The sequence below is a fragment of the Paraplanobispora takensis genome, from assembly GCF_016863195.1.
GTDB classification, from domain to species: domain Bacteria; phylum Actinomycetota; class Actinomycetes; order Streptosporangiales; family Streptosporangiaceae; genus Planobispora; species Planobispora takensis.
Map to the genome: position 1 here is coordinate 100,164 of NZ_BOOK01000021.1, position 24,285 is coordinate 124,448.

The following is a 24,285-nucleotide window of genomic DNA, read 5'->3' on the forward strand; positions in this document are numbered from 1 at the left end:
GTTCAGCGGACGCGGCGGCGGATGCCGTACTCGCGGCGCATCTCGGCGACGGCGTCCAGGATCTCGTCCTGGGTCTTGAGGAGCTTCGCCTCGGCCTCCTCGGTCCGGCCCTCGGCGGCCAGGCGGCGGTTCCCCGTCCGGGTGCCCATCCGGCGCTTGGCACGGGCCTTCAGTTCACGCAGGTTGAGCTTCTCCATGAGACTCACGGTTCTCACTCCTCCATGTCAGTGTGAGCCACCACCTGCCCGGAAACCGGCCGATCATGCCCCCCGGCCGTCCGCGACCCGTTGCGGGGAGCGTCCCGTCCCGCCCGACACCGCGTTCCGGGCGGGCTCAGTCGAGGTCGGGGACGTCGGAGTCGTACTCGGCGTCGCCCTCGTCGGCGCGCCGGAGCTTGATGTCCTCCACCCACGCGGTGGCGAAGCGGCGGATCTCCCTGATCCGCTCCTCGTCCAGCCCGTAGGCCTCGAACTCCTCGTCGGCGATGAGGTCGACGAACTCCAGCCGCATCACCAGCTCCTCAAGGGAGAACTCCTCGTTGTGCAGGCGGGCCAGGCGCTCCAGCTCGCGGAAGCCGTACAGCTCCGAGACCGCGGCCACGTCGATGACGTCGCGGGCCAGGCTGCGCTCGTGCAGGGCTCTCATCTTCAGCCCCACGGCGTCCGCCAGCCCGACCACGGACAGGTCTCCGATCGTCACGGGCCCGTGCTGCAGGGCTTCTCGCAGCAGGTCGAACTCGCAGCTCTGCCCGGTCAGCGGATCGGTGACGAGCAGGCGGCCCATGCGGGGCGTCACCTCATGCGTCGTGACCTCGAATCCGGCCTGCCGGAAGGTTTCCGCCAGCCCGTCCGCGACCTCCGGCAGCGGCGTCTCGGCCGCCGTCGCGAAGTCGAGATCCCTGCTCGGCCGGTCGGTGAGGCCGTGCATCCGCATGGCGTGACCTCCGGCCAGCACCAGCCCGAACCGATCGCAGGCGGGCATCGCGACCCGCAGGATCTTCTCCTGGAACGGCGGGAATCCCATTACGCCCCCAAGGCGGAGATCTTGTCTTCCCAGGCCCTGCGGTAGCTCGGACCGAGTCCTCTGCGGAGCAGGGGCCAGTCGGCGACCAGGATGTCCGCGTTCAGATACAGCTCGGCGTCGGCGCGCCCGCCTCCGGTGATGACCGTGCGGTACATGCTCATCCGGAGCCGCCGGTTCGCCAGATCGAACTCGGCCTGCCCGGACCAGGCGAGATGGGGGGGGAGCGCGACCGTTCCCGTACCGGGGCCGCGCAGGTCGGCCAGGGAGTCGGGGATCAGCCGATCCACGTGCTCCCAGCGGGACGGGAGTGTGCTCATGTGCGCTCCTCCGCCGGCCGCGTCCGCTGCCCTGCTGTGTCCATGGCTCCGCTCGCTCACGTGCGCTCCTCCGCCGGCCGCGCCCGTGGCTCGCCCGCTCCTCCCAGTATGCCGACCGCGCTCCGCTTGCAGGAGGGGGTCGCGATCAGCGGCGCCTGAGCCGGGTGGAGGGCAGGTCGTGGCGGCCGGAGACGAACTCCTGGAAGGCGATCTTGGCTCGGATGACGGGGCGGCGCCAGCGCTCCTCGCGGCGTTCGGCGCGGGCCATCCTGCCGGGGCGGGGGCGGCGGGAGCCGGGGGCGAAGAACCAGTGGGCCCAGGGCGAGCCGGGACGGGCCAGGCGGAGCGCGCCGGGGATCAGCAGGATCGGCACGAACAGGCCGACCAGGCCGGTCCAGATCTTGCCCTTGAGCAGCGTGACGACGGCGAGCATGAGGTTGACCACGATGAGGCCGCCGGTCAGCCAGAAGCCCTGCGGGGTGCCGTCGGAGTCGTCCCAGCCCAGCGGGCGCAGGCCCAGCAGGAGCAGGCCGGTGACCGCGATGGCGACGAACACGGCGTCGACCGAGGTGCGGCCCTCCTCCTCCCAGTAGACGTCGTGCAGGTGCAGGATCAGCGCGAACTCGTCGAGGACCAGGGCCGCCCCGACGCCGAAGACCGCGGCCGTCACGGCGTACCAGCTCTCGGAGACGCCCGACACGAGCAGCCCGGCCACCCCGCCGAGCAGGCTCAGCACCACGCCGAACACCACGTGGTGGATGTGCATCTCGCCGACGTTGACGTTGCGGAACCAGCCGATCTTGGCCCGGATGAGCCGGACGTTGATGCGGGTGAAGACGAAGGCGAGGATCAGCGCGACGAAGAAACAGAACAGCGGCAGCCGTCCTGTCTCCATGATCCGTTGTTGGAACCAATCCCCCACAGCCCGTCCAGGCTATGCGAGGAAACCCCGCAGGAGCGCCGCCGTCGCCTCCAGATGTTCGGCCACCGCGCGGCCGGCGGCCTCGGTGTCCCCGGCCAGGATCGCCTCCACGATCGCCTCGTGCTGGGCGGCCGCGTGCTCGATGTTGCGCTGGAGCACCGGGATGGCGTTGAGCAGGTCGGTGACCCGCAGGCGGGCGTCGGCGCAGGCGGCGGCCAGCAGCGGGGAGCCGGTCAGCTCGGCGATGGCCAGGTGGAAGGCGGTGTCCAGGCGGCGGTAGTCGTCCGGGCCCGCGGAGTTGACCTCCCGCAGGCGCCGGCGCAGCTCCTCGCGCCGCTCCCGGCTCAGCCTTCCGGCCGAGGCGGTGGCGGCCAGCACCTGCGCCGCGCCGCACTCGACGGCCATCCGGAAGGTGAGCGCGTCGGCCAGGTCGTCGGTGCCCATGTCGGCCACGGCCCGGCGCAGGTCCTCCTGGCGGGGCGGGGGCGGGGTGTAGGTGACGAACGCGCCGCCGTACCTGCCCCGCCGCACGTCGAGGTAGCCGGCCTCCTGCAGCGCGCGGATCGCCTCGCGCAGGGTGACGCGGCTGATCCCGAGCTGCGCGGCGAGTTCGCGCTCGGGCGGCAGCTTCTCGACGACGGCCCCGAGCTTGATGGCCTGGAGCAGCCGTTCCACGGTCTCCTCGAAGGCGTTGCCCGCCCGCACCGGCCGCAGCACGGTCGTCAGCATCGGCGACTCGTCCAATCTCCCCTCCGGCTCTTGACAAGCGAAACCTTCGTGCACATCAATGGTCTGACACTAGCCCAATAAGTCTCCGGCGAGGAGGGCGGCGTGGACGTCAGCGAGCTTCGCGACGAGGTGGCGGCGGGACGGATCGACACGGTGTTGCTGGCGGTCGCCGACATGCAGGGGCGGTTGCAGGGCAAACGCCTGTCGGCGCGCTACTTCCTGGAGGAGGTGCTGGACCACGCCTCGGAGGGCTGCAGCTACCTGCTCGCGGTGGACGTGGACATGAACACGGTGGACGGCTACGCGATGTCGTCCTGGGATCGGGGGTACGGGGATTTCGTGATGCGGCCCGACCTGTCCACCCTGCGCCGTGTGCCATGGCAGGAGGGTACGGCCATGCTCATGGCCGACCTGGTGTGGGAGGACGGCTCGGCCGTGCCCCCCTCGCCCCGGCAGGTCCTGCGCCGGCAGCTCGACCGGCTGGCCGGGCGGGGGTGGCGGGCGTTCGTCGGGACCGAGCTGGAGTTCGTGGTCTACAACGACAGCTACGAGGACGCCTGGCGCAGGGGCTACCGGGACATGAACCCCGCCAACCTCTACAACGTCGACTACTCCCTGCTCGGCACCGCCAGGATCGAGCCGCTGCTGCGCCGCATCAGGCTCGGCATGGAGGGCGCGGGGATGTACGTCGAGTCCGCCAAGGGCGAGTGCAACCTCGGCCAGCACGAGATCGCCTTCCGCTTCACCGAGGCCCTGGCCACGTGCGACAACCATGCCGTCTACAAGAACGGCGCCAAGGAGATCGCCGCCCAGGAGGGCATGTCGATCACCTTCATGGCCAAGCCGAACCAGCGCGAGGGCAACTCCTGTCACATCCACCTGTCGTTGCGCTCCGACGACGGCGAGCCGGTCATGGCCGGGGACGGCCCGCACGGGCTGTCGCCGGCCGGGCGGAGCTTCATCGCCGGGCAGCTCGCCTGCCTGCGCGAGCTCACCCTGTTCCACGCGCCGAACATCAACTCCTACAAGCGGTACGTGCCGGGCAGCTTCGCCCCCACCGCGGTCAAGTGGGGCGTGGACAACCGGACCTGCGCGATGCGCCTGGTCGGGCACGGGCCGTCGCTGCGCGTGGAGAACCGGGTGCCGGGCGGCGACGTCAACCCCTACCTGGCGGTGGCGGCGATGATCGCGGCCGGTCTGCACGGGATCGACAACGGGCTGGAGCTTCAGGAGGCGTTCACCGGCAACGCCTACACCTCGGGCGCCGACACCGTCCCGCACACCCTGCGGGACGCCCTGGCGCTGTGGGAGGGCTCGAAGGTCGCGCAGGAGGCCTTCGGCGAGGAGGTCGTGGCCCACTACGCCAACAACGCCCGGGTCGAGCTGACCGCCTTCGAGGCGGCGGTGACCGACTGGGAGCTGTTGCGGGGATTCGAGCGGATGTGACGATGAAGATCCTGAATCCGGCGACCGAGGAGGTCGTCGCCGAGGTTGAGCTCGCCGGTGCGGCCGAGGTGGACCGCGCGGTGGAGCAGGCCAGGGCCGCGTTCGCGTCCTGGCGGAAGGTCGCCCCCGGCGACCGCGCCCGGCTGCTGCGCCGGTTCGCGGCGCTGGTGGACGCCCACGCCGCCGAGCTGGCCGCCCTGGAGGTCGCGGGCGCCGGGCACACGATCGGCAACGCCCGCTGGGAGGCGGGCAACGTCCGGGACGTCCTGGACTTCTACGCCGGGGCGCCCGAGCGCAACCACGGCAAGCAGATCCCGGTGCCCGGCGGGCTGGACGTCACCTTCGCCGAGCCGCTGGGCGTGGTCGGGGTGATCGTGCCGTGGAACTTCCCGATGGTCATCATGACCTGGGGGGTCGCCCCGGCCCTGGCGGCCGGCAACACGGTGGTCGTCAAGCCCGCCGAGCAGACGCCGCTGACCGCGCTGCGCCTGGCCGAGCTGGCCCTGGCCGCGGGCATCCCCGAGGGGGTGCTCCAGGTCCTGCCCGGCGAGGGCGAGGTGGCCGGCGCCCGGCTGGCCGGGCACCCGGACGTGGCGAAGATCGTGTTCACCGGCTCGACCGAGGTGGGCAAGCAGATCGCGGCCACGTGCGCCGGGCAGGTCAAGCGGCTCACCCTGGAGCTGGGCGGCAAGAGCGCCAACATCGTCTTCGCCGACGCCGACGTGGCCAAGGCCGCCGCCACCGCGCCGTACGCGGTCTTCGACAACGCGGGCCAGGACTGCTGCGCGCGCTCCCGGATCCTGGTGGAGCGCCCGGTCTACGACGAGTTCATGGAGCGGCTCCGCGCGGCGGTGCTCGGGGTGAAGGTCGGCGACCCGCTCGACGAGGGCACCGAGATGGGCCCGCTGATCAGCGCCGCGCACCGCGACCGGGTGGCCTCCTTCGTCTCCGGCGCGCCGTACCTGCAGGGCTCCTGCCCCTCGGGGCCGGGCTTCTGGTTCCCGGCCACGGTGCTGACCCCCGAGCCGGACGACCCGGCGTTCATCGAAGAGATCTTCGGTCCCGTGGTGTCGGTCGTGCCCTTCGACGGGGAGGAGCAGGCCGTGCGCATCGCCAACGACACGCGTTACGGCCTGAGCGGGTCCATCTGGACCCGTGACGTCGGGCGGGCGCTGCGGGTGGCCCGGGCCGTCGAGGCGGGCAACCTGAGCGTCAACTCCCACTCGTCGGTGCGCTACTGGACCCCGTTCGGCGGTTTCAAGCAGTCGGGGCTGGGCCGCGAGCTGGGGCCCGACGCCCTGGCCGCCTTCACCGAGACCAAGAACGTCTTCATTTCGGAGGAATGAGGGGATATGCAGCGCCTGCAGGACCGAGTGGCCGTCATCACCGGCGCCGGGAGCGGGATCGGCCTGGCCACCGCGCACCGCTTCGCCCTGGAGGGCGCCCGGGTGGTGTGCGTCGACGTCGACGAGCCGGCCGGGGCCAAGGCCGCCGCCGAGGTGGGCGGGATGTTCGTGAAGGCGGACGTCACGAACGAGGACGACGTCGCGCGGATGTACCAGGCCGCCTTCGACGCCTACGGCAGCGTGGACATCGCCTTCAACAACGCGGGCATCTCCCCGCCGGACGACGACTCCATCCTGTCGACGGGCATCGACGCCTGGCGCCGGGTCCAGGAGGTCAACCTGACCAGCGTCTACCTGTGCTGCAAGCACGTGATCCCGTACATGCAGCGGCAGGGCAAGGGCTCGATCGTCAACACGGCGTCGTTCGTGGCGGTGATGGGCTCGGCGACCTCGCAGATCTCCTACACCGCCTCCAAGGGCGGGGTGCTGGCGATGTCGCGCGAGCTGGGCGTGCAGTTCGCCCGCGAGGGCATCCGGGTCAACGCGCTGTGCCCGGGGCCGGTGAACACCCCGCTGCTGCAGGAGCTGTTCGCCAAGGACCCCGAGCGGGCCCAGCGCCGCCTGGTGCACATCCCGCTCGGCCGCTTCGCCGAGGCCTCCGAGATCGCCGCGGCGGTGGCGTTCCTGGCCTCCGACGACGCGAGCTTCGTCACCGGCGCGGAGTTCCTGGTGGACGGCGGCATCTCCGGCGCCTACGTCACCCCGCTGTAGACCCCGCTGTAGACCCCGCTGCGAAAGGGCAGGCCGTGTCCCGTCCCGTCATCGGCATCACCTGCTACGTCGAGCCGGCGCGCTTCACCGTCTGGGAGATGACCGCCGCGCTGCTGCCGTACGGCTACGTCGAGCACGTGGTGCGCGCGGGCGGCCAGCCGGTGATCCTGCCCCCGGCGGGCGACCCGGCCGAGCTGGCCGGGCGGCTGGACGGGCTGATCGTGGCGGGCGGCGGTGACATCGACCCGGCGCGGTACGGCGAGCCGCCCCACGAGCGGACCGGCTACATCCGGCGGTTCCGTGACGAAGCGGAGCTGGGGCTGGTCCGCGCCGCCCTCGACCGCGGCCTGCCCCTCCTCGGCGTCTGCCGGGGCCTGCAGGTCCTCAACACGGTCCTGGGCGGCACCCTGCACCAGCACGTGCCCGACGTGGTGGGACACGGCGGCCACGCCCCGGCCCCGGGCCGCTTCGGCCGCATGCCGGTACGGCTCGCACCGGGCAGCCGGGTCGCGAAGATCCTGGGGGACGGGCCCGCGGACGTGGCCCACTATCACCACCAGGCGATCGACCGGCCGGGCGAGGGCCTGACCGTGACCGCCCACGCGCAGGACGGCACGGTCGAGGCCGCGGAGCTTCAGGGCCATCCCTTCGCGGTGGGGGTGCAGTGGCACCCGGAGGCCGACGAGGAGTGCGCCCTGTTCGCCGGCCTGGTCGAGCACATCCGCCGCTGACCCCGGACCTCACTCCTGGGCGAGGATCCGCGCCAGCGGGAGGCGCTGGACGAGCAGGGCGGGGGCGGCCGAGGCGAGGGCGGCCAGCGCGACGGCGACCCCCGCCGCGGCCAGCGCCCCCGTGATCACCGCGACCGGCAGCCCGCCCGTCAGCGCGAACGCCGCCGCCGCTCCGCCCGCCGCCCCGGCCAGCGCCCCGAGCAGGCCGATGCCCGTCCCCTCCAGCACGATCAGCCGGGCGAGCGCGCCGCCCGGCCAGCCGGACCCGCGCAGCGCCGCCAGCTCGGTGTCACGCTCGCGCATGCCCAGGTAGAGCACGTCGGCCACGGCCAGCGCGGCCAGCGCGAACATCACCGCGACCGCCGCGTAGTCGGCCGGGCGGGCCTGGACCACGATGGCGTCACCCAGCAGCGAGCCCACCACCCGGCCCCGGAAGCCGTGGGTGACGCCGAGCAGCACCGTCAGCCCGAAGACCGCGACCGCGAGCGTGGCCGCGCCCAGCAGGGTCCGGCCGGGGACCCGGGACAGCCCGGCCAGCGCGAGCCCGGCCACCCCGCGGGGCGAGCGGGCCCGGCGCGGCAGCCGTACGGCGGGCCGTACCGCCTCGGCGGGCGGCACCCGCGAGGCCCGCCAGGCCGGGACCAGGCCCGCCAGCAGCGCCAGCAGCACCGCCGCCGGGACGGCCAGCCAGATCCGCTGTCCCGGCGGGGCCACCCCGGACCACGCCGCGACCGGCCCGGCCAGCCCGGCCGAGGCCGTACCGGCCAGCAGGCCGATCACGCCCACCTCCGACAGCACGGTCCCGAACAGCTTCGGCCGCGACCAGCCCAGGCAGGCCAGCACGCCCAGCTCGGCCCGGCGGGCCCGCACGGCCGCCGCCGCGCCGTTCAGCACGAACAGCGCGCACACGGCCAGGACCAGCACGAACAGCACCAGCGACTTGCGGTCGGCGGCGTTGAGGATCCGGTAGGCGACGCCCTTGTCCACCCAGTCCTCCTCCAGGGTGAGCGCGGGGCGGCCGTAGGACCCGGCGGGCAGCTCCACGGTGACCGGCGAGGGTGAGGAGCCGAGCGTGATGTCCACCTCCAGGCCGGTGGCGGCGACGATGTCCCGGGCGACCTGGCTGATCCGCTCGCGGCTGACCGGGTCGGTCCCCACGACGCCGGAGACCCGCACCCGGATCACGCTCAGCGGCGCCTTCGCCGCGGGCCGTCCCTCGGTCTTCTCCGCGATCTTCCGCATGTCCTGGAGGTTGGCCAGGAGCAGCGGCGGCGACTGGAGATAGCCGGCGACGTTGTCATTGGGCAGCAGGGACCGGTTCCCGAGCAGGCCGGCGGTCCGCCCGTCGCCGGGCGCGGCGACGGGCGGGTTGTAGGTCTCCATCGGCAGCCGGGTCAGCTCGCTGAACCCGGGGAGCTTGGCGGGGTCGAACCGGCCGACGACGCGGGAGGTGAGACCGTCGGCCACCGTGCCCTCGACCGTCCTCGGGGTCAGTTGCCGGAACTGGGTGTCGGCCGCTCCCACGGGCGCGATCGACAGGTCGCTCCCCCACTCGTCACCGGCGTGCGGGTTCTTCCAGACCTCCGTCTCGTTGCGCACCGGGAGCGCGGCGAGCCTGCGCCCGCCCCGCTCGCGGTAGGAGGTGGGCCCCGACGTCCAGTACCGCTTCAACGGCAGGTAGTGCCCTGCCGGAATGTCCGACCACTGCGTGAGCATCCGCTCGTAGACCTGCTCGGCGCCGATCGTCACCCGCCTGATCACCTCGCCCCGGTGCGTGTCCAGGTAGGGCAGGAACTTCCCGGCCGGCACCCCCTGGACGACCCGCTCCGCCGCCTCCCGGGGCAGCCTGCGGATCACGATCTCGTCCTGCTGGTCGGCGTAGGGGACCGAGGAGGCGAGCAGCTTGATCTCACCGGAGGTCTCGGCGGGCGTGTCGTCCTTGAGATAGCGTCCCCCCACCATCGCGCGGTCCAGGCCGGTCAGCCGGGCCTCCGCGTCCGGATCGACGGCGGCGAGCACGAACGGGAAACTCTGGCTGATCACGACGGTCGCCCGCCCGGTCCGCAGGCCGATGTTGGAGGGGTCGAACTCTCCCCAGCCCGTCTTCAGCGACCAGTAGTGGGCGACCGGAAGCCTCCCCTCGGAAGGATAGGAGCTCGCCCGCGCCGAATTCTCCGGCCAGCCGAGCGAGGTCTTCAGGGGGGCCCGCCGATCGCCGGGGAGCACCTCCTGGGCCCCCATGACGAGAGTGGCGTTCTTCCGCTTGAGCTCGTCGAAGCCGAGCGCGACCGGACGGCGGGTCATGTACTCGTACTGCGGCTGCCGGAACGGGATGCGGGTCAGACCCCGGTCGGTGACCCGGGTGCGCTCCACCCGGAACATGGTGCGGTCGCCCTCGTGGAGCAGGTCCGTCACGTCGATCGCCTCGGTGCCGCCCTGCGTCACATAGCCGATCATGGCGATGGGGGCGGCGACCTCGACGCCGTCGATCCGCCTGACCTTCTCGTACTGCTCCATGCCGATCCCGCCGAAGATGCCCGACAGATAGTTGGCGCGCACCAGGCCCTGCGAGCGCTCCAGAGCGGTGGCCGAGCCCTTGGGGCGGACCAGGATGTCGTACTGCGAGCGGAAGTTCTTCCCGACCGCGCCGACGATCTCCAGGCGCTGGGTCTCGGCGGTGCCGGTCAGCACGGTGAAGGCGGTGGCCGCGACCACGACGCCGAGCAGCAGCACCAGCGCCCGGCCGATCCGGTGGCGGAGCTGGGCCCGGACCAGGCGGGTCACCCGAGGCGCCCGATCCGGTCGAGGACGTTCTCGGCGGGCGTCACCCGGTCGTCACCGACGATCCGGCCGTCGCGCATCCGCACCACCCGGTCGCACGCCGCCGCCACCTCGGGGTTGTGGGTGGCCAGCAGCATGGTCATGCCGTACTCCTCGCGGAGGGTGAACAGCAGGTCGACGATCTCCTGCCCGGTGACGCTGTCGAGGTTGCCGGTCGGCTCGTCGGCCAGCAGCAGGGGCGGATGCCCGATCAGCGCGCGGGCGATGGCCACCCGCTGCTGCTGGCCGCCGGACAGCTCGCCGGGCAGCGCCCGCTCCCGGTCCGCCAGCCCGACCGCCTCCAGCAGCTCGCGGGCCCGCGCCCGGCGGTCGAAGTCCACCCGGCGCGGCAGCACCGGGGCCAGGACGTTGTCCAGCACGCTCAGCGCGGGCAGCAGGTGGAAGCGCTGGAAGACGAAGCCGACCCGGCGCCGGTGCCGGTCGAGGCCCCGGCGCCTGAGGGTGTCGACGCGCTCCCCGGCCACATGGACCTCGCCCCCGTCCGGGAGGTCCATCGCGCCGACGAGGTGGAGCAGCGTGGACTTGCCCGCCCCGGACGGGCCCATGAGGGCGACTGCCTGACCGGCCTCGATCTCCAGGTCGATCCCGTCCAGCGCCCTGGCCGGCCCGTAGGCACGGCTGACGTCTCGCACACTGATCACAACGCCCATGTCCCTACATTGTCACAATGCAGGAAGGCCGGGAAGGCTCTATCTTGTGACAATGTAGGGACCATGCCGCTCAGTCACGCCGTCCTCGCCCTCCTCGCCGACGGACCCAGCCACGGCTACGAGCTCAAGTCGAAGTTCGAGTCGGCCGTCGGCCCGCAGTGGGGCGGCCTCAACATCGGGCACCTGTACCAGATCCTCGACCGGCTGGTCAGGGACGGCCACGTCATCCGCAGCCACGTCGCGCAGAGCGACCGCCCGGACAAGACGCTCTACCGGCTCACCGAGGCGGGGGCCGGGGAACTGCGTGAGTGGGCTGTCTCCCCCTGGGCCCGCGTGTCGGGGTTCCGGGACGAGCTGTTCCTCAAACTGCTCGCCGGCACCCGGCTGGGCCCCCAGACCCTCTCCGCGTTCGTCTCCGCGCAGCGCCAGGCCTACCTGTCGGACCTGGCGGCGCTGACCCGCCTGCGCCGCGAGCAGGACGACCCGCTGGTCTCCCTGCTCGTCGACGCGGCGATCGCGCACACCCGGGCCGACCTGCAGGTCGTCGACGGCGCCGAGGAGCGCCTGGCCGCGTCGGCCGCGCACGCCGGGGAGGTGCACGCCGTACGGCCCGAGGCCGCGGCCGGGGACGTGCACGCCGTACGGCCCGAGGCCGCGGCCGGGGAGGCCTGAGCCGGGACGGGGCAGCATGGGGGATTTCGCTCGGCGGGTCCTGGCCGTTAGGCTGGCGGCGACACCGATGAACCCGTGCGGGAGAGCGTCCTGACATCCAGCCCAGGACCCCTGAAGGAGCAAGCCCTCCCCGCGAACCTCTCAAGGCAAAGGACCGTGCGGGTAGGTGCCCTCTGGAAAGCAGGCCTCCGGGGTCTCGCCGAAGGTGAAAGTCCGGTAAAAACCGGGCGAAGCTCTCAGGCAACCATGACAGAGGGGGAGGATGCTCTCATCCGACCCCTGTCTGAGGTGCGAACATGTCCCGACCCACGCCGCTGCGCGGCGTCCACGAGGCTCTCGGCGCCACGCTGACCGACTTCGCGGGCTGGCTGATGCCGCTCCGCTACGGCAGCGAGTCCGCCGAGCACAACGCGGTCCGCCAGGCGGCGGGCCTGTTCGACCTGTCCCACATGGGCGAGATCTTCGTGACCGGGCCGCAGGCCGCCGAGGCCCTCGACTACGCGCTCGTCGGCTACATCTCCGCGCTGGAGCCCGGCCGCGCCCGCTACACGATGATCGTGAACGCCGAGGGCGGCGTGCTGGACGACCTGATCGTCTACCGCCTCGCGCCGGAGGAGTTCATGGTCGTCGCCAACGCCTCCAACTACCCGATGGTCGCCGCCGAGCTGACCGAGCGCGCCAAGGCGTTCGACGCGGTCGTGGACGACCGCTCGGACCGCTACGCGCTGGTCGCCGTGCAGGGGCCGCGGTCCCAGGAGATCCTCGCCACGCTCACCGACGCCGACCTCGGCGGGCTCAAGTACTACGCGGGCCTGCCCGCCACGGTCGCCGGCCGCCCGGCGCTCATCGCCCGCACCGGCTACACCGGCGAGGACGGGTTCGAGCTGTTCGTCGAGGGCGCCGACGCCGAGCCGCTGTGGGCCGCGCTCACCGAGGCCGGTGAGCCGTACGGCCTGCGCCCGGCCGGGCTGTCCGCGCGCGACACGCTCCGCCTCGAGGCGGGCATGCCGCTGTACGGCAACGAGCTGTCGGCCGCTCTGACCCCGTTCGACGCGGGCCTGGGCCGTGTGGTGAGGTTTGACAAACCGGGCGACTTCGTCGGCCGGGCCGCCCTGGAACCGCTCAAGGACGTCCCGCCGTCCCGCCGCCTGGTGGGCCTGGTCGCGACCGGGCGCCGGGTTCCCCGGCACGGCTATCCGGTGGTGGACGCCGGCGGCGCGGTCGTCGGCGAGGTCACCAGCGGGGCGCCCTCCCAGTCCCTGGGCAGGCCCATCGCGATGGCGTACGTGGACGACGGCCCGACCGAAGGTCTGGCCGTGGACATCCGGGGTAGCCACGAGCCGGTCGAGGTCGTCGACCTGCCTTTCTATCGGAGGAACAAGTGAGCAGCATTCCCGAAGAGCTGAACTACACCAAGGAGCACGAGTGGATCGCCGGCGTCGACGACGGCCTGACCCTGACGGTGGGCATCACCGCCTACGCCGCCGAGGCCCTCGGTGACGTGGTGTACGTGCAGGTCCCCGAGGTGGGTGCCTCCATCGCCGCCGGTGACGCGGTCGGCGAGGTCGAGTCGACCAAGTCGGTGAGCGACATCTACGCTCCCGTGGCCGGTGAGATCGTCGAGGTCAACGCTGCCGTCGTGGACGACCCGTCGCTGGTCAACAGCGACCCCTACGGCGAGGGCTGGCTGTTCCGCGTCCGCCTGGAGGGCGACGCCGACGACCTGCTGTCCGCCCAGGAGTATGCCGCCCTCACCTCTGGCGAGTCCTGATATTTCACCTATTGCCGTGATCGTGCGGGCCGCCACCGGGCGCGCACGGTCACGGCGGCACGAAGGACCGGATCAATGGCGATCAGCGTCTTCGACCTCTTCAAGGTCGGCATCGGCCCCTCCAGCTCGCACACCGGCGGGCCGATGGCCGCCGCCCACAAGTTCGCCCGCGGCCTGGACGGCGACGGGCTGCTGGACAAGACCGCCCGGGTCGAGGCGATCCTGTACGGCTCGCTCGGGCTCACCGGCAAGGGCCACGGCAGCGACAAGGCCGTCCTGCTCGGCCTGTCCGGCGAGAAGCCCGAGCTCGTCGACGTCGACTCCGTCGACGGGCGGCTGGCCGCCATGAAGGACTCGGGCACCATCCGCCTGTACGGCTCCCGCGAGATCCCCTTCGTGGTCGGCGAGGACCTCGTCTTCGAGCGCAAGATCTCCCTGCCCGGCCACCCGAACGGCATGCGCTTCACCGCCTTCGACGAGGCGGGGGAGATCCTGCGGCAGAAGGTCTACTACTCGGTCGGCGGCGGCTTCGTCGTGGACGAGAACGCCACCGGCGCCGACCGGATCAAGGCCGACGACACCGTCCTGCCCCACCACTTCACCACGGCCGCCGAGCTGCTGGCCCACTGCCACGAGACGGGCCTGTCGATCTCCGGGCTGATGCTGGAGAACGAGAAGGCCTTCGGCCGCACCGAGGCCGAGATCCGCTCGGGGCTGCTGCACCTGTGGCAGGTCATGACCGAGTGCGTGAACCGCGGGATCGCCAAGGAGGGCGTGCTGCCCGGCGGGCTGAAGGTCCGCAGGCGCGCCCACCAGCTGCACCGGCAGCTGCAGAGCGAGTCCCCCGAGAAGGACTCCCTGCAGACGATGGACTGGGTCTCACTGTTCGCCCTGGCGGTCAACGAGGAGAACGCCGCCGGCGGCCGGATCGTCACCGCCCCCACCAACGGCGCGGCGGGCATCATCCCGGCCGTGCTCACCTACTACGACCGGTTCGTCCACCGGGCCGACGACGACGGCGTGGTGCGCTTCCTGCTCACCGCCGGGGCGGTCGGCGTGCTGTTCAAGGAGAACGCCTCCATCTCCGGCGCCGAGGTCGGCTGCCAGGGCGAGGTCGGCTCGGCCTGCTCGATGGCCGCCGCCGGGCTCACCGAGGTCCTGGGCGGCACCCCCGAGCAGGTGGAGAACGCCGCGGAGATCGGCATCGAGCACAACCTGGGCCTGACCTGCGACCCGATCGGCGGCCTGGTGCAGATCCCGTGCATCGAGCGCAACGCGGTGGCCTCCATCAAGGCCATCACCGCCTCGCGGATCGCGCTGCGCGGCGACGGCCGGCACTTCGTCTCGCTCGACAAGGCCATCAAGACGATGCGCGACACCGGCCGCGACATGCTGGACAAGTACAAGGAGACCAGCCGCGGCGGCCTGGCCGTCAACGTCATCGAGTGCTGACCTCGCCGGAAACATCACCACGAAGTTCGCAATCTCGTACAGTAGCCCGCAGCCCTGCGGTTATCGTTTGGGACCTGTTCACGAAGGTCTGGAGGTCTCGGTGACGACGGGAACCCGGCCGGTGGGGCGATTCCTCCGCGCGCACTGGCTGTTCGCGGTCGCGCTGCTGGTCGGCGGCGGGCTGCGCGCCCTGGCCGTGCTCGGCTACCGCCCCGCCCTGTGGTTCTGGGCGGACTCCTTCGTCTACCTCAACGCCGGCCTCGACCCCCGGCCCATGGAGTCGCGTCCCTCGGGCTACTCGCTGTTCCTGTGGCTGCTGAGCCCCCTGCAGAGCGTCCAGACCGTGGTGGTGGCCCAGCACCTGCTCGGGCTGGCCATCGCCGTGTGCGTCTATCTCCTGCTGCGCCGGCTGGCCGGCCTGCCGGGCTGGGGCGCCACGCTCGCCTCGCTCCCCGCCCTGCTGGACGTCCACCAGATCCAGCTCGAACACCTGGTCATGGCGGACCTGCTCTTCCAGTTCCTGGTGGTGCTGGCGATCACGCTGCTGCTGTGGAGGCGGCGGCCCGGCCCCTGGGTCGCGCTGCTGGCCGGGCTCCTGCTGGGCGCGGCCACCGTCACCCGGACCGTCGGGCTGCCGATCATCGCCGTGGTGCTGGTCGCCCTGGTCATCCGCCGGGCGGGATGGCGGGCCGTGGCCGCCACCGCGACGGCGGGCGTGCTCGTGCTCGGCGGCTACGCCGCCTGGTTCAAGACCGAGTTCGGCACCTACGGCCTGACCCGGGGCAACGCCTTCCTGTGGGCGCGCACGATGACCTTCGCCGACTGCGCGGAGATCCTGCCCACCGGCCCGGAGGCCGCGCTCTGCCCCACCGACCCGCTGGGACAGCGCAAGCCGCCGCCCGTCTACATCTGGGACGGCCAGTCCCCGTTCAACAAGGTCAAGGGCAGCTGGGCCGAGCGCGACGCGCTCGCCGGCGACTTCGCCGTCCAGGCCGTCAAGGCCCAGCCGGTGGAGTTCCTGCAGGCCGGGCTGGCCGACCTGGCGCACGTCTTCGACTGGACCCGCCGCGTCTACCCGACCGAGGGAGACCAGAGCGCCTACGTCTTCCCCGACACCGCCGGGTCCCTGCCGGACTCCCCCGCCTCCCGCGGCCGCACCGCCGACGAGCTCACCACCGCCTACCAGGGCGAGCCCGGCGACCCGGCGATCGTCGAACCGTACGCCGGCTGGCTGCGCGCCTACCAGGAGCACGGGTACCTGCGCGGTCCCTTCCTCGCCGTCGTCCTGGCCATCGGCCTGATCGGCGTGCTGACCCGGTTGCGCACCTCCTACGAGGGGCCCGCCGAGCGGTCCGGCCGCGGCGCCCACCGGGAGGATCCCGGGGCCGGACCCGGCCGCTGGGCCCTGGGCGGCGCGGTCCTGCTGCCGTGGGCGGTCGCGGCCGCGCTCGTCGCGCTGCCGCCGTTCGTGGCGGCCTTCGACCACCGCTACGTGGTGCCCGCCGTGCCGCTGGCGTGCCTGGCCGCCGGGCTGGCCTTCGGCGCGCGCAGGCCGTACGGGCCCGACCGGCAGGACGAGGCCCCCGAAGCGGAGCCGCGCGAGGAGACCCGCGAGGAGGCGCCGACGGCGGTGGCCGCGGCCCCGTCGCACGGCCTCTGGCCGGCGCCGCCCTCAGCGGCGGCGGACGTGCAGGCGGACCAGGGCGCCCAGACGCTCGTCCCCAAGCGTCCTGCGCACCCTGTTGACGGCGTCCTCGTTCATCCGCGCCACGAGGGCGCCGATGTCGGCCGAGGGCCCGCAGCCGACCGCGATCCGGACCCGGTCGCCTTCCACGGCCCTGACCCTGATCCGGCTCAGCCCTTCGACTTCTTTAAGAGCGACCCCAAGCATCGCGGTCCCGGTCCCGCTGCGGCTCCCCCAGCGCCCCCAGCCCAGGGAGCACAGCAGCCACCGCACGGCAACCAGCGCCAGTACTACAAGTACTAGCGCGACCAGCCAGCCCGGCCACGGATCGTCGGCCAGCCGGGCCGGAAGCCCGGGATCCAGGACCGGCTCGCCGGCCGGCCGGCCGGGAATCCTCTCCTGCCCCCGCGCCAGGCCGTAGATCCCGGCCCCGGCCAGCACCACCCCGGTGACGGCCAGACCGATCCGGTTGCCCATGTACGCCTTCATCACCACTCCCGCCCACGTGTCCGCCCCATGCGCGTCCGCACCATGATCCGGTCGCCGTCCCCGGGCGTCAGTGCCCCCGGCCGCGCAGCCGTACCACGACCTCGCCGCCGTACATCGCGCCCACACCCGACAGCCGGTCCCCGACCGCCGTGCCGACCTGGCGCAGCAGCCGGCCCGTCCGCTCGCCGTCGGCGATCACGATGACCTCGACCTGACGGGACCTCAGGTACACCCGCGCCCTGCCCACCCCGTCCACCGACTCGGCCGCGGCCCGCAGCGTGCGGCGCAGCCCCGACCGGGTCAGGCCGATCACCGTCAGCGGGTCGCCCGTCTCCAGCGGGACCAGGCGGGTCCGCCCCGGCAGCGCGGCGATCGTCACCATCAGCAGGCCCAGCGCCGCCAGGGCCGCGGCGGCGGCGGTCACGACGGGGTCCGACCACTTCAGCGCGCCGATCCCGGCCGCCAGCTTCTGGTACGGCACCAGCCCGAACGGCGAGCCCGTCAGCAGGCCGACCGTCACCCCCACCGTCGCGGACAACGTGACGGAGACCGCCAGGGCGGCCACCACGCCCGCCGGGCTGCGATCCGGCCGGAGCATCCGCACCGACCTGCGGCGGACGGCTCGGGGACGTTCACCCGCGACGGTGCTCTGCGGGCCCGCCAGGCTCCCCTGGAGAGTAGTCATCACGCGGTCAGGTGTAGCGTCCCGCGGCGCCCCCGCGGGGCCGCGACTCCGGAGCTTGCACGATCCCGGAAGCACGCTGGCGGAAGAATTTACCGCGGGCGATGAACGTGAACACTACTCATGTTCGGTGGGGCGGAGTTATCCTGCCCCCATGGACGACCGCCAGCGCTACGACCGGGCCACCGCGCACCTCGATCCCCCCTTCGCCGTCCTCGACCTCGCCGCCCTGCGCGCCAACGCCGCGGACATGGCACGGCGGGCCCGGGGCAAGCCGATCAGGGTCGCCAGCAAGTCCATCCGCTCCCGGGCCGTCCTCGAACGCGTCCTGGCGATGGACGGCTTCTCCGGGATCATGGCCTTCACCCTGCCCGAGGCCCTGTGGCTGGTCTCCACCGGGCTGCGGGACGTGCTCGTGGCCTACCCCACCGCCGACCGGGCCGCGCTGGCCGCCCTGGCCGCCGACCGCCGAGCGGCCCAGGAGATCACCGTCATGGTGGACCGTTCCGAGCACCTGGACGTCATCGAGTCGGCGGTCTCCGAGGTCCGCGACCGCCACGAGATCCGCCTGTGCCTCGACGTCGACGCCGGATACCTCGCCTTCGGCGGCAGGTTCCGGGCCGGCGCCCTGCGCTCCCCCATCCGCGAGGCCGACCAGGCCGCCGACCTGGCCACCGAGATCGCCAAGCGCCCCGGGTTCCGCCTCACCGGCCTGATGGCCTACGAGTCCCAGATCGCCGGAGTCGGCGACGCCCCCGCCGGGAATCGCCTGCTCACCCCCGCCATCCGGTGGATGCAGGCCCGCTCCCGCCGGGAGCTCATCATGCGCAGGGGCCGCATCGTCCAGGCGGTCCGCCAGGTCACCGACCTGGAGTTCGTCAACGCCGGCGGCACCGGCAGCATCGAGTCCACCGTCCGCGAGAAGGCCGTCACCGAGGTCGCCGCCGGGTCCGGCCTGTTCCACCCCCGCCTGTTCGACTTCTATCGCGGCTTCACCGGCCACCCCGCCGCCCTGTTCGCCCTGCCCGTGGTCCGCCGCCCCGCCAACGGCGTCGTCACCGTCCTCGGCGGCGGCTACATCGCCTCCGGCTCTCCCGGCCCCGACCGCCTGCCCCAGCCCTATCTGCCCGCGGGCCTGCGCTACGCGCCCGACGAGGGGGCCGGCGAGGTCCAGACCCCACTGCTCGGCCAGGCCGCCGAGGACCTGCGCATCGGCGACCGCGTCTGGTTCCGCCACGCCAAGGCCGGCGAGCTGTGCGAGCGCTTCGCCGGCCTGCACCTCGTCGACGGCGACGAGATCGTCGAGGAGGTGCCCACCTACCGCGGCGAGGGCCGCGCCTTCCTGTGACGACCGGCGTCACCGGCGGCCGTCCCGAGCGGTGTCATCGGCGGCCGCTCCGAGCGGCCCCGGCAGTGGCGCCACCGGCGGCCGTCGCGGGCGGCCTCACCTGCGGCGGCGCCGCCAGAGCATGACCGCCGCCCCCACCACCAGCACCGCGCCCACGCCGACCAGCACCGGCGCCAGGTTCGGCGGCTCGTCGGCCCACAGGTCGTCGGGCTCCTCACCGGGCTTGACCGGCCGCGCCGTCACCCCCAGCGCGTCGCCGATCCGCTCCCCCAGGGAGACGACGAACTCCTTCGCGTTCGCCTCGGCCTGCATGACGGCCCGCCGTGCCACGTTCCGGGGACTCACCCTGTCCGCGATGGCGTCAACCGTCCGAGCCAGCTCCTCGCGGGTGAGCTCGATCCGGCGCTCCAGCTCCACGGGATCGGTATCCGCCATGGCACTCCTCTCATCGCCCTTGACATTGATCAGTCTGTCAGGTCCCGACCCCCGACGACACTTCAGCCTGGCCGGTAAGTTGACCCGGGAACGATTCCTCGGAGGAAACCAATGAAACTCGAGCCAGGCGACGCCGCCCCGGACTTCACCCTTCCGGCCGCCGACGGCACCACCGTCTCGCTGGACGCCTACCGCGGCAAGCGGGTCATCCTCTACTTCTACCCCGCCGCGATGACCCCCGGCTGCACCAAGCAGGCGTGCGACTTCCGCGACAGCCTCGACTCCCTGACCGCCGCGGGCGTCTCCGTGCTCGGCGTGTCCAAGGACACCACCGCCAAGCTCGCGAAGTTCGCCGAGCACGACGCGCTGACCTTCCCGCTGCTGTCCGACCCCGATCTGGAGGTCCACAACGCCTACGGCGTCTACGGCGAGAAGACGATGTACGGCAAGACCACCCTCGGGGTGATCCGCTCGACCTTCGTCATCGACGCCGACGGGAAGATCGAGAAGGCTCTCTACAACGTGAAGGCCACGGGCCACGTCGCCCGCCTGCGCCGCGAACTCGGCCTCGACTGATCGGTACGGCCGGTGCCCGCTCCTGAACTAGGATGGCGCCAGCCGTACAGGCGGGGCCGTAGTCCAACGGCAGGAGACGCATGACTTAGGATCATGACAGTGCGGGTTCGAATCCCGCCGGCCCCACACATGGAGCACCCCGAGCACGTCGAGCGCATCCCGCGCGGGACACCCGCCCCGCGCGAGGCCCGTCCTCAGGAGGAGGGCGAAGGCGCGGGCGTCGTCGGCGTCCGCGGCGCGGGGGGCGTGGGATAGGTGCAGGTGAAGCCACCCTCGATGGGCGTGCACCGGCCGGGCAGGCGCGAGCCGTCCCGGGGCATCGGGATCCCCGGAGCCTGCCGGTGACCGCGCTCGCCTCCCCGCTCCCTGAAGCCGCGCCCTTCGTCGTGCAGGCGTCCGCGCCCCTCGCGGCCGTCCATGCGCTCGGCGGCGTAGCCGCCGCGGTGGCGGTCGCCGAAGCCGTCGACGACGGCGACGAAACCGCCGCCGACCAGGGCGCCGATGAGCGCGGCGGCGACGATCTGGAAGGTCCTGCCGCGCGCGGCGCCGGTGAGGCGGGCGTAGCGGCCCGGGCGGCCCGGCTGCGAGGCCGTGGTCGCCGCCCATCCTGGAGCGCTCCAACCGGGTCCGCCGGGACCGTACGGCCCGTACGATCCCGTGGCGGACGGCTGCCCGAACGTTCCCGTTCCCGCGGCCCTCGCCCCCGCGCCGGGGGCCGCCTGCGCACCGGCGGGGCTTGGCCTGTCGCCCGTGTCACCCGTGACCGGGGACTCGACGGTGTCGCCGTCCCGGCCCGCCGGGTCGCGCGGCGCGTCCTCTTCGCCGCGCGACCCGGCGTCGTTGTGATCCGCCATCACAAACATTCTCCCTTTACTCACCCCGGAGGGTGCTCCCGGAAACCATGGTGCCGGAGGGGGCGTAAGAGCCGCGTAAGCCGTACGGAGATGTGCGACCCAGGTCGTACATCGGGTTCCCCCTTATGGGGGAAGGCCCCTGATCTGCGAATACGTAGGGTTGAGGAGTGTTCGGTCGATTTCACGCCTGGAGCAGGCGGCACGGCACGATGACGGACGCCCTGTGGCTGACGCCGTTCGTGCTCACGTGCCTGTTCGCCCTGTGGTCATACTCCACCTGGCCTTCCTTCGATCCGGCCGCCCCGGTGTTCTGGTGGTACATCGGGCTGGGCGTCGTGCTCACGATCTCGCTTCTGTGGCGGCGGCGACGGCCCCTGGAGGTGTTCGCGGCCGTCTCGCTGATCAGCTTCGGGCAGTGGTGCGCCGGTCTGGAACCGAGCCCGGCCAACCTGGCGGTGCTGATCGCGATGTACGCCGTGGCGGCGTACCGGCCGCTGCGCTGGGCGGTGGCGGCGGGGCTGGTGGCGGAGCTGGGGCTGGCGCTGTCGTTCGGGCGCATCCCCACGGAGCCCGACTTCGAGACCTGGGCCAGCACGTCGGTGTTCGTGGTGGCGATCTGGATCGCGGGGATCTACGCCAACACGCGCCGCCGGTATCTGGAGGGCCTGGAGGAGCGGGCCGAGCGGGCCGAGCGCGAGCGGGACCAGCAGGCGCGGCTGGCCGCGGCGGCGGAACGCGCGCGGATCGCGCGGGAGCTGCACGACGTGGTCGCGCACAACGTGAGCGTGATGATCGTTCAGGCGGACGGGGCGGGATACGCGATCGACCGGGACCCCGAGCAGGCGCGCCGCGCGGTGCAGGCGATCTCGGCGACGGGGCGCCGGGCGCTGGCGGAGATGCGCAGGATGGTGGGGGTGCTGCGGGCCGACGAGGGCGGGGCGGAGGACTACGCGCCGCAGCCGGGCCTGCCGGAGCTGGAGGATCTGATCGCGCGGGTGCGATCTTCGGGCCTGCCCGTCGAGATGAGGGTCGCCGGCGAGCCGCAGGAGCTGCCCGAGGGCGAGCAGCTGACGGTGTACCGGATCGTCCAGGAGGCGCTGACCAATACGCTCAAGCACGGTGGCCCGGGGACCAGGGCCTCGGTGGAGATGGAGTACGGCGTGCGCGAGCTGGTGGTGCGGGTGTCCGACGACGGCCGCGGGGCGGCGGCGCTGCGCAGGCCCGGCGGGCACGGCCTGGTGGGCATGCGCGAGCGGGCCGCGATGTTCGGCGGGAGGGTCGAGGCGGGACCGAGGCCGGGGGGCGGCTTCGAGGTCGTCGCCCACCTGCCGGTGGGCGAGTCCGGCGGGAGCCGTGCGGCATGACGGGGCGGCCGGTGATCCGGGTGATGCTGGTCGACGACCAGGAGCTGCTGCGGACGGGATTCCGGATGGTGCTGCAGGCCCAGCCCGACATCGAGGTGGTGGCCGAGGCCGCGGACGGGCGCGCGGCGGTCGAGGCGGCGCGGGCGGGCGGGGTCGACGTCGTGCTGATGGACGTGCGCATGCCCGTCATGGACGGGGTGGAGGCCACGAGACTGATCCGCGCGGCGGACGAGGCGCCGCGGGTGCTGATCCTGACGACGTTCGACCTGGACGAGTACGCGTTCGCGGCGCTGAAGGCCGGGGCGTCGGGGTTCCTGCTGAAGGACGTCCCCCCGGCCGACCTGGTCAGCGCCATCCGCTCGGTGCACAGCGGGGACTCGGTGGTGGCGCCGAGCACGACGCGGCGGCTGCTGGAGCGCTTCGCGGTGCACCTGCCCTCCCCCGGCGAGGCGCGGGCACCGGCCCTGCCGGGGTTGACCGCGCGGGAGCGGGAGGTCCTGGTGCTGGTGGCGCGGGGACTGTCGAACCTGGAGATCGCCGAGCGGCTGGAGCTGGCCGAGGCGACGGTCAAGACGCACCTGGGACGGGTGCTGGCCAAGCTGGGACTGCGGGACCGGGCGCAGGTGGTGGTGTACGCCTACGAGTCCGGACTGGTCGTCCCGCATTCGGCGGACTAGATGATGTTGCGGCGCTTGTGGATCGCACGGTCGAAGGCGGGTGGGCGCCCGCCTCGGCTGCCCCGCCGGAGGCGGCCCGCGCCGAAGCGGCCGGCAGAGCACCGGTGGGAGTGACCGCCGACAGCACGGCCGTATCTCCTGGTGTCCGGCTCGGGTTCTGCTCAGCTCCGGCTCGGTGCTGCCGATAGGGCAGGTGAGGCCAGGTGCCCGCACCTGGGAGCAGAACATGACACCTCCGGGAGGATGCAGTGTTTGACGGCACGGTGGTACAGATGCTCCATGTCACCCTGGACGGGCTGGCCATGCGACAGCGGGTGGTCGCCGACAACATCGCAAACATCGAGACCCCCGGGTTCCTGGCCGGGCGGGTGGAGTTCGAACAAGAGCTGCGTGCCGCGATCGAGAAGGGGGACTCCCCCGCACAGGTGCGCCCCACCGTGGCCCGCTCCCTGGAGCCCACCCGCGCCAACGGCAACAACGTCAACCTCGACCAGCAGACCCTCACCCACATGGACACCACGCTGCGCTATCAGCTGATGCTGCGCATCCTCGACGGCAAGTACAACGGCATCCGCCGGGTCATCGGCGGCCAGGGATGATCCTCTGGCGACAGTGATGCCTGCTCGGGCGGCGTTGCGGCGTGCAGGTGAGGAGATTCACCTCTCCCAGATCATCACTATAGGTAGCGAACCCATCCAGGGCGTGTTTCTTGGATCTCTGCCATAGCGGGGATCGGCCGGGCGGATGCCCCCGGGCCCGCCCGTGAAGCTCGTCCGCAGTGGACCGGATGTCGCCCGCCCGGCGGGTACCGGTCCCGGTCGGCGGTCAGACCATCTGGCCCGTGCTCCATGCCCACGCGGCGATGCCGACGCGGTTGGCGGCGCCGACCTTGCGCTGGATGTTGGCGATGTGCGTCTTGACCGTCCCGGGGCTGATAACCAGCTCGGCGGCGATGTCGGCGTTCGTCCCGCCGTGCGCGACGAGGCGGGCGATCTCCAGTTCGCGGGCGGTCAGCGGCTCGGCGGGCGACGGGACCGGCTCGGCGGGGACGCGCAGGCGGCGGAGCAGCCGGACGGTGATCTGCGGACTGATCAGTGTGTCACCGGCCATGGCCGCGCGGACCGCCTCGACGAGCAGGGCCGGGCCCGACCGCTTCAGCAGGAATCCGCACGCACCGTCGCGCAGCGCGGCGTGGACGTACTCGTCGAGGTCGAAGGTGGTCACCACGATCACCCGGGTCTCACCCGCCAGCAGCCTGGTGACCTCCAGCCCGTCGAGGCGGGGCATGCGGATGTCGGCGAGCACCACGTCGGGGTGCAGATGGCGGGCCTGCTCGACCGCGCTGCGCCCGTCGGCGGCCTCGGCCACGACGGTCATGTCGGGCTGGGCGTCCAGGATGAGCCGGAACCCGATGCGCACGTCCTCCTGATCGTCGGCGAGAAGTATCCGCGTGGTCATGCCGCCCCCATCCCGTGGATCCTATTGATCACGTCTGTCGTCTCCGC

General features: G+C 72.6%; 25 protein-coding genes, 1 tRNA gene and 2 riboswitches. Of the genes, 15 read left to right on the forward strand and 11 right to left on the reverse strand.

Annotated features, from left to right (window positions below):
- Window positions 1-2 precede the first annotated feature (2 nt).
- The 5 genes from Pta02_RS15750 to Pta02_RS15770 all read right to left on the reverse strand — a co-directional run bounded on the left by Pta02_RS15750 (window position 3) and on the right by Pta02_RS15770 (window position 2,991).
- Window positions 3-206 (reverse strand): hypothetical protein, encoded by a 204-nt coding sequence (locus Pta02_RS15750; RefSeq protein WP_203875558.1) that lies wholly within the window; start codon window positions 204-206, stop codon window positions 3-5.
- Window positions 207-333: 127 nt separating this feature from the next.
- Complete coding sequence (locus Pta02_RS15755) at window positions 334-1,023, reverse strand: nucleotidyl transferase AbiEii/AbiGii toxin family protein (RefSeq protein WP_203875559.1); 690 nt, start codon at window positions 1,021-1,023, stop codon at window positions 334-336.
- Window positions 1,023-1,340 (reverse strand): hypothetical protein, encoded by a 318-nt coding sequence (locus tag Pta02_RS15760; protein ID WP_203875560.1) that lies wholly within the window; start codon window positions 1,338-1,340, stop codon window positions 1,023-1,025. The genes Pta02_RS15755 and Pta02_RS15760 overlap by 1 nt, the downstream gene beginning before the upstream one ends.
- Window positions 1,341-1,485: 145 nt before the next feature.
- A complete protein-coding gene (locus Pta02_RS15765) occupies window positions 1,486-2,235 on the reverse strand; it encodes a hypothetical protein (RefSeq protein WP_239130664.1) in 750 nt (249 codons plus the stop codon).
- 39 nt (window positions 2,236-2,274) lie between these two features.
- Window positions 2,275-2,991, reverse strand: a complete 717-nt coding sequence (locus tag Pta02_RS15770; protein ID WP_203875608.1) for a FadR/GntR family transcriptional regulator — start codon at window positions 2,989-2,991, stop codon at window positions 2,275-2,277.
- Between the two features lie 102 nt (window positions 2,992-3,093).
- On the opposite strand from Pta02_RS15770, the gene Pta02_RS15775 reads away from it, so the two are divergent.
- The 4 genes from Pta02_RS15775 to Pta02_RS15790 are packed head-to-tail and all read left to right on the forward strand — an operon-like array spanning window position 3,094 to window position 7,285.
- Window positions 3,094-4,437 (forward strand): glutamine synthetase family protein, encoded by a 1,344-nt coding sequence (locus tag Pta02_RS15775; protein WP_239130666.1) that lies wholly within the window; start codon window positions 3,094-3,096, stop codon window positions 4,435-4,437.
- A gap of 2 nt (window positions 4,438-4,439) precedes the next feature.
- Window positions 4,440-5,783, forward strand: coding sequence for an aldehyde dehydrogenase family protein (locus Pta02_RS15780; protein WP_203875562.1), 1,344 nt, complete (start codon window positions 4,440-4,442; stop codon window positions 5,781-5,783).
- Window positions 5,784-5,789: 6 nt separating this feature from the next.
- Window positions 5,790-6,554, forward strand: coding sequence for a 3-oxoacyl-ACP reductase (locus Pta02_RS15785; RefSeq protein WP_203875563.1), 765 nt, complete (start codon window positions 5,790-5,792; stop codon window positions 6,552-6,554).
- A 35-nt stretch (window positions 6,555-6,589) separates the two neighbouring features.
- A complete protein-coding gene (locus tag Pta02_RS15790) occupies window positions 6,590-7,285 on the forward strand; it encodes a gamma-glutamyl-gamma-aminobutyrate hydrolase family protein (RefSeq protein WP_203875564.1) in 696 nt (231 codons plus the stop codon).
- A gap of 9 nt (window positions 7,286-7,294) precedes the next feature.
- Here Pta02_RS15790 and Pta02_RS15795 read toward each other — a convergent pair whose 3' ends face one another.
- Window positions 7,295-10,069, reverse strand: coding sequence for an FtsX-like permease family protein (locus tag Pta02_RS15795; RefSeq protein WP_203875565.1), 2,775 nt, complete (start codon window positions 10,067-10,069; stop codon window positions 7,295-7,297).
- Window positions 10,066-10,776, reverse strand: a complete 711-nt coding sequence (locus Pta02_RS15800) for an ABC transporter ATP-binding protein (RefSeq protein ID WP_203875566.1) — start codon at window positions 10,774-10,776, stop codon at window positions 10,066-10,068. Before Pta02_RS15800 ends, Pta02_RS15795 begins: the two co-directional genes overlap by 4 nt.
- A gap of 63 nt (window positions 10,777-10,839) precedes the next feature.
- Here Pta02_RS15800 and Pta02_RS15805 point away from each other — a divergent pair, with 63 nt between their 5' ends.
- The 5 genes from Pta02_RS15805 to Pta02_RS15825 all read left to right on the forward strand — a co-directional run bounded on the left by Pta02_RS15805 (window position 10,840) and on the right by Pta02_RS15825 (window position 16,658).
- Window positions 10,840-11,448: a helix-turn-helix transcriptional regulator gene (locus Pta02_RS15805; RefSeq protein ID WP_203875567.1), complete on the forward strand. Its 609-nt coding sequence runs from the start codon at window positions 10,840-10,842 to the stop codon at window positions 11,446-11,448.
- 68 nt (window positions 11,449-11,516) lie between these two features.
- Window positions 11,517-11,615, forward strand: a riboswitch (glycine riboswitch).
- A riboswitch (glycine riboswitch) is annotated at window positions 11,616-11,711 on the forward strand.
- A gap of 33 nt (window positions 11,712-11,744) precedes the next feature.
- Entirely contained in the window at window positions 11,745-12,833 is a 1,089-nt protein-coding gene (gene gcvT, locus Pta02_RS15810; RefSeq protein ID WP_203875568.1) for a glycine cleavage system aminomethyltransferase GcvT, read from the forward strand.
- Window positions 12,830-13,219 carry a glycine cleavage system protein GcvH gene (gene gcvH / locus Pta02_RS15815; RefSeq protein ID WP_203875569.1) on the forward strand — a complete coding sequence of 130 codons (390 nt, stop codon included), beginning with the start codon at window positions 12,830-12,832 and terminating at the stop codon, window positions 13,217-13,219. Before gcvT ends, gcvH begins: the two co-directional genes overlap by 4 nt.
- A 75-nt stretch (window positions 13,220-13,294) precedes the next feature.
- Window positions 13,295-14,671 carry an L-serine ammonia-lyase gene (locus Pta02_RS15820; protein ID WP_203875570.1) on the forward strand — a complete coding sequence of 459 codons (1,377 nt, stop codon included), beginning with the start codon at window positions 13,295-13,297 and terminating at the stop codon, window positions 14,669-14,671.
- Window positions 14,672-14,792: 121 nt separating this feature from the next.
- Entirely contained in the window at window positions 14,793-16,658 is a 1,866-nt protein-coding gene (locus Pta02_RS15825; RefSeq protein ID WP_239130668.1) for a hypothetical protein, read from the forward strand.
- Between the two features lie 253 nt (window positions 16,659-16,911).
- Here Pta02_RS15825 and Pta02_RS15830 read toward each other — a convergent pair whose 3' ends face one another.
- Window positions 16,912-17,529, reverse strand: a complete 618-nt coding sequence (locus Pta02_RS15830) for a DUF6286 domain-containing protein (RefSeq protein WP_239130703.1) — start codon at window positions 17,527-17,529, stop codon at window positions 16,912-16,914.
- A 151-nt stretch (window positions 17,530-17,680) separates the two neighbouring features.
- On the opposite strand from Pta02_RS15830, the gene Pta02_RS15835 reads away from it, so the two are divergent.
- Window positions 17,681-18,874: an amino acid deaminase/aldolase gene (locus Pta02_RS15835; RefSeq protein WP_203875573.1), complete on the forward strand. Its 1,194-nt coding sequence runs from the start codon at window positions 17,681-17,683 to the stop codon at window positions 18,872-18,874.
- 96 nt (window positions 18,875-18,970) lie between these two features.
- Here the strand turns inward: Pta02_RS15835 and Pta02_RS15840 are convergent, their stop codons facing one another.
- Window positions 18,971-19,309 (reverse strand): DUF3618 domain-containing protein, encoded by a 339-nt coding sequence (locus Pta02_RS15840; RefSeq protein ID WP_203875574.1) that lies wholly within the window; start codon window positions 19,307-19,309, stop codon window positions 18,971-18,973.
- A 111-nt stretch (window positions 19,310-19,420) separates the two neighbouring features.
- Between Pta02_RS15840 and bcp the strand changes: the two genes are divergently transcribed.
- Window positions 19,421-19,885 (forward strand): thioredoxin-dependent thiol peroxidase, encoded by a 465-nt coding sequence (bcp, locus tag Pta02_RS15845; RefSeq protein ID WP_203875575.1) that lies wholly within the window; start codon window positions 19,421-19,423, stop codon window positions 19,883-19,885.
- 52 nt (window positions 19,886-19,937) lie between these two features.
- A tRNA-Leu gene (locus Pta02_RS15850) sits at window positions 19,938-20,011 on the forward strand.
- Window positions 20,012-20,079: 68 nt separating this feature from the next.
- Here the strand turns inward: Pta02_RS15850 and Pta02_RS15855 are convergent.
- The gene (locus Pta02_RS15855; protein ID WP_203875576.1) at window positions 20,080-20,739 is read right to left on the reverse strand and encodes a hypothetical protein; all 660 of its coding nucleotides are present in this window, start codon (window positions 20,737-20,739) and stop codon (window positions 20,080-20,082) included.
- A 167-nt stretch (window positions 20,740-20,906) separates the two neighbouring features.
- Here Pta02_RS15855 and Pta02_RS15860 point away from each other — a divergent pair, with 167 nt between their 5' ends.
- The 3 genes from Pta02_RS15860 to flgB all read left to right on the forward strand — a co-directional run bounded on the left by Pta02_RS15860 (window position 20,907) and on the right by flgB (window position 23,379).
- Complete coding sequence (locus Pta02_RS15860) at window positions 20,907-22,103, forward strand: sensor histidine kinase (RefSeq protein ID WP_239130670.1); 1,197 nt, start codon at window positions 20,907-20,909, stop codon at window positions 22,101-22,103.
- Window positions 22,100-22,780 (forward strand): response regulator, encoded by a 681-nt coding sequence (locus tag Pta02_RS15865; protein ID WP_373872384.1) that lies wholly within the window; start codon window positions 22,100-22,102, stop codon window positions 22,778-22,780. The genes Pta02_RS15860 and Pta02_RS15865 overlap by 4 nt, the downstream gene beginning before the upstream one ends.
- Window positions 22,781-23,052: 272 nt before the next feature.
- On the forward strand, window positions 23,053-23,379 hold the full coding sequence (gene flgB / locus Pta02_RS15870; RefSeq protein ID WP_203875577.1) for a flagellar basal body rod protein FlgB: 327 nt from the start codon (window positions 23,053-23,055) through the stop codon (window positions 23,377-23,379).
- A 226-nt stretch (window positions 23,380-23,605) separates the two neighbouring features.
- Here flgB and Pta02_RS15875 read toward each other — a convergent pair whose 3' ends face one another.
- Window positions 23,606-24,238 (reverse strand): response regulator, encoded by a 633-nt coding sequence (locus tag Pta02_RS15875; RefSeq protein WP_203875578.1) that lies wholly within the window; start codon window positions 24,236-24,238, stop codon window positions 23,606-23,608.
- Window positions 24,239-24,285 lie beyond the last annotated feature (47 nt).